Source organism: Aminobacter sp. P4_H6_2, from assembly GCF_056400805.1.
In genome coordinates this window covers 1-2,457 of record NZ_JBFUKO010000743.1, presented here as the reverse complement: position 1 = coordinate 2,457, position 2,457 = coordinate 1, and the positions used below count along the sequence as shown (strand labels likewise).

Sequence of the window (2,457 nt, the reverse complement as noted above, 5' to 3'; positions counted from 1 at the left end):
CAAATACCGCTGGGCATGGGAGAAGTATCTCGCCGGCTGCAACAATCACTGGATGCCGACCGAGGTGTCGATGCAGGCCGACATTGCCCTGTGGAAGTCGAAGGAAGGACTGACCGACGACGAACGGCGCATGATCAAGCGCAATCTCGGCTTCTTCGCTGCGTCGGAGAGCCTGGTTGCCAACAACATCGTGCTGGCGATCTACCGCCACCTGACCAACCCCGAATGCCGGCAATATCTGCTGCGTCAGGCCTTCGAGGAGGCGGTCCACACCCACACCTTCCAGTACATCGTCGAGAGCCTCAGCCTGGACGAGGGCGAGCTGTTCAACATGTACCGCGAGGTGCCGTCGATCACCGACAAGGCGGCCTGGGCGCTGAAGCACACGCAGCATCTCGACGACCCGGATTTCCGGACCGGCACGCCGGAGGCAGACCAGGCATTCCTGCGCGATCTCGTTGCCTTCTACGTTATCTTCGAGGGCATGTGGTTTTACACCGGCTTCGCCCAGATCCTGTCGCTTGGCCGGCGCAACAAAATGGTCGGCATCGCCGAGCAGTACCAGTACATTTTGCGCGACGAGTCGATCCATCTGAACTTCGGCATAGACGTCATCAACCAGATCAAGCACGAAAATCCGCATCTGTGGACGCCGCCGTTCCAGGACGAGATCTGCGGCATGATCCGCGATGCCGCGGAGCTGGAAGCCGCTTATGGCCGCGATACGATGCCGCGTGGATTTCTCGGGCTGAACGCGGCTTTGTGCGAGACCTACATGCACTTCATCGCCAACCGCCGCTGCGCCCGGCTCGGCCTGCAGCCGGTTTTCGCAGAGGTCGAGAATCCGTTCCCGTGGATGTCCGAGGCGATGGACCTGAAGAAGGAAAAGAACTTCTTCGAGACCCGCGTCATCGAATACCAGAACGGTGGAGCGCTGGCATGGGACTGAGCTGGACGGAAAGTCGTCGAAACGACGCACCTTTGCAGCCGCGCTTGCCCGACCCAGAACAGGTGTTCCTGGCATGGTTGGTCGCCCAGCCTGATGGGGGCAATCTTCACGAAGCGGCATCGCAGCAGGCTAACCGATTGGCTGAATTTGGCGGAGGCCATTCGGGACCACGCCGGTTGCAGCAGATGTTTCTGGAACTCATCAACGAACTCGACACTGATGCCACCAGCAGCAAGATAACGGCGTCATGAGGCGCAAGGTCCTGGTGATCGGCATTGGCGCCGGCAATCCCGACTACGTCACCATTCAGGCGGTCGATGCGCTCAAACGCGTCAACGTCTTCTTCATCCCCAACAAGGGCATCGAGAAAGAAGGGCTGGCGCGGGTTCGGCGCGAGATCTGCGAACGCTTCATACGGGAACAGAATTACCGTACGGTCGAGTTCAACGTACCACACCGCAGGTCGGCAGGGTTGTCGCAGACGGAAACCTGGGCCGACCCCATCGTCGGACTGAAAGGCCATTTCTCGATCACTCCCGAATTCTATTTGACGGGCTGGGGGCTGATCGGCGGTGGCGCGTCCGCCGAATTAACCTGGGATCTGATGGGCGGCGCAGGCTACCAGTTCAGTCCATCGTTCTCGGCAGTAATCGGTTATCGCGCCGCGGCCGTCGACTACGAGAACGACGACTTTGTCTACGATGTGGTTCAACACGGGCCGATCCTGGGCGCAGTGTTTCGCTTTTGACAGAGACAGTGAGAATTCAGATATGGTGAAGGCCTCGTGCGCGTCGTGCTTCGAACGCGACGGCTCACCGAGCTTGCACGCTTCCGTCTCGCCAGTCGTCGATAGCGGCGATAGCTGCTCCCGGCCGTCGAAATCCCTGTCCGGAAGCACGCGCCGCTTCACACGTTGAAACCCCATCCTCAATCGCCGCAATCACGCCCGCGAATGTCGGCGCTTAGGCTCCTCCTCATCTCCACTCCCTGACAAATCACCAGCAGCAGTGAATCAGACAAGGCTGTCACGTGAATTCTGAAACACGCTAGTTGCCTGAGGATCAGTGGCCAGCTGGTTCAATCGTTGCGACAACGCGCTCTATCGCTGTCGTCAGAGAAATGGTGCCGCGCCGCTGTTCGCCGCTGCTCTGGCGCATGAAAAGGCCGTTGGCGATCCCCTCATACATGCCGAGAAGCGCGTTCGCCACTTCGCCTGATACGCCTTCTTCGGCAAGTAGTGCTGGGCGCTGTTCCGGCGGAACAAGCATCGACTTTATCGGCCGGCCGAGAACTCCGGAAAAGGCCGACGCCACATCGCCGGCGCTCCAGTCTTGCGGTCCGCTGATCTCCACGATCCGCTTGCCGGTCCAGTCCTCGCAGAGCACTGCTGCCACCGCCTGCCCGACATCGATCGTGCTCACCATCGGGATTTTCTGAGAGGGTTCGAGAAAGGTCGGCAGCACGCTTTGCGACAGGACATTTTGCGCCACCTCGCCCCAGCTCTCGAC

At 60.0% G+C, this 2,457-nt stretch carries 4 protein-coding genes; 3 read left to right on the top strand and 1 reads right to left on the bottom strand.

The features are described 5' to 3' along the window. From AC1DUU_RS29520 to AC1DUU_RS29510, 3 genes are all read left to right on the top strand, one after another. On the top strand, positions 1–949 hold a 949-nt coding region (locus tag AC1DUU_RS29520; RefSeq protein ID WP_476786873.1), incomplete at its 5' end, for a ribonucleotide-diphosphate reductase subunit beta. Then, a complete protein-coding gene (locus AC1DUU_RS29515) occupies positions 940–1,200 on the top strand; it encodes a hypothetical protein (RefSeq protein ID WP_476786872.1) in 261 nt (86 codons plus the stop codon). The genes AC1DUU_RS29520 and AC1DUU_RS29515, both read left to right, overlap by 10 nt. A gap of 14 nt (positions 1,201–1,214) precedes the next feature. Beyond that, positions 1,215–1,697 (top strand): hypothetical protein, encoded by a 483-nt coding sequence (locus tag AC1DUU_RS29510; RefSeq protein WP_476786871.1) that lies wholly within the window; start codon positions 1,215–1,217, stop codon positions 1,695–1,697. A 313-nt stretch (positions 1,698–2,010) separates the two neighbouring features. Here the strand turns inward: AC1DUU_RS29510 and AC1DUU_RS29505 are convergent. Then, on the bottom strand, positions 2,011–2,457 hold a 447-nt coding region (locus tag AC1DUU_RS29505), incomplete at its 5' end, for a Rossmann-fold NAD(P)-binding domain-containing protein (RefSeq protein ID WP_476786870.1).